1 pseudogene is annotated in these 673 nt (G+C 31.9%); it reads right to left on the bottom strand.

Going from position 1 to position 673, the window contains the following annotated elements:
- Nucleotides 1-504: pseudogene (locus tag P9E47_RS22850) on the bottom strand (copper amine oxidase N-terminal domain-containing protein); the annotation flags it as partial.
- Between the last annotated feature and the right edge of the window lie 169 nt (nt 505-673).

Here is a 673-nt window from a genome sequence, read left to right as displayed (position 1 = left end):
TTGACCTGAAGTTAATGTTGAACCTTTGGCATCAAGTGATACTTTTAATTCACCCTCTGCTCCATCTACTTCAAAGTACATTGGTACTTTCACTTGTTCGCTACTAACTGTATCATTAAATCCTTTCACCTTTAACTCTAAATCTTGGTCTGTTACTGAAACTACTTCAAAATAATGACCTAATCCAGCATCTGCAATGGTTCCATCTTCATTAATATTTTTGCCTTGATATACATCTTTTAACCATTTTACTCCAGAAGGTAATGTTAAACGGAATGTATCGTCAGTTGCAAAATCGACATCTTTTTCTTTAATAATGATATTATTTGTTGCTGTATCGCCTGTTTTATAGTCATTATCTACATGTAATACCTTATCTACCAAGTTTGTGCTGTTTGCTGCATCTGCAGTGATTGGTGCTACGATCGGTGCTACTACGCCACCTACTAATGCTGCTGTTGTCATTACGTTAAGAACTTTTTTCATTGTTGGTTGTTTAGACATATTAATGTATTCCTCCTGATGTTTGGTATTATAATTTTTCTCACTTGTTTTCTTTTTCTATATAAGTGAGTTTGTTAACTAACTTAAAATTTACTATTCTAGTAAATCATTTTTGAATCACACATTCAATAGTAACTAATTTCCAATTCTTTTATAGTTTAATAATAGG

It is taken from the genome of Schinkia azotoformans (genome assembly GCF_035811335.1).
GTDB classification, from domain to species: domain Bacteria; phylum Bacillota; class Bacilli; order Bacillales; family Bacillaceae_J; genus Schinkia; species Schinkia azotoformans.
The sequence above is the reverse complement of the archived record's forward strand: the minus strand, read 5'-3'. Positions and strand labels throughout refer to the sequence as shown.